2 protein-coding genes are annotated in these 587 nt (G+C 45.3%); one reads left to right on the top strand and one right to left on the bottom strand.

The annotated features are described in order from the left end of the window. Positions 1-349 (bottom strand): hypothetical protein (locus tag IE178_RS36560; protein ID WP_318280436.1); only part of this gene is annotated, 349 nt, incomplete at its 3' end. Between the two features lie 30 nt (positions 350-379). Between IE178_RS36560 and IE178_RS36555 the strand changes: the two genes are divergently transcribed. Next, positions 380-587 (top strand): hypothetical protein (locus IE178_RS36555; protein WP_318280435.1); only part of this gene is annotated, 208 nt, incomplete at its 3' end.

Raw genomic sequence — 587 nt, 5'->3', positions numbered from 1 at the left:
CTAAGCTGCAAGCTAAATCAATGGCCGCAGCCACCACGTAACCATCACAACAGTCAGCGGTTTCCAATCTGCCATCATAGAAGACGAGCATGTCCTTTACCCACGCTGTCGCCTGTTCCTTCAAGGCAGGATTCTTTTCAACATAAAACTCCACATATTCATAAACGTTCATGCGGCAGTAATGGTCAAGCTTTGGCGTTTTCAGGAATTTCGTGAATTCAGAGAAAGGATCCGGATTCAACTTGTAGAGGGTTGGGGCAAAGAGATAATTGGTCGCCAGCCAGCTCAACTGATCTAAGAAATCACTTTCAAACTTCAATACATCCATCAGAAGACGGAAAGATTCCATGTTACCCACCTCTGCAAGAAGGATGATGCTATGACGTATGGCAGCAAACAGTTCCCCTGTCGCTTTCAAATGCTGGTATTTGCCCAAGCCATACCTGATTATGTTCTCCAAGTCCTGACGCAACTCCTCATGATCTATAGTCAGCAAGAGATCGATGATGTGATCCGGCAGGATCCATTTATAGGCATGAAAAGTCAGATACGACATCACTTCGGGATGCAGCAGCTTGATATGAGTT

The sequence above is a fragment of the Streptomyces griseoloalbus genome, from assembly GCA_014650015.1.
GTDB lineage: Bacteria > Actinomycetota > Actinomycetes > Streptomycetales > Streptomycetaceae > Streptomyces > Streptomyces griseoloalbus.
The sequence above is the reverse complement of the archived record's forward strand: the minus strand, read 5'-3'. Positions and strand labels throughout refer to the sequence as shown.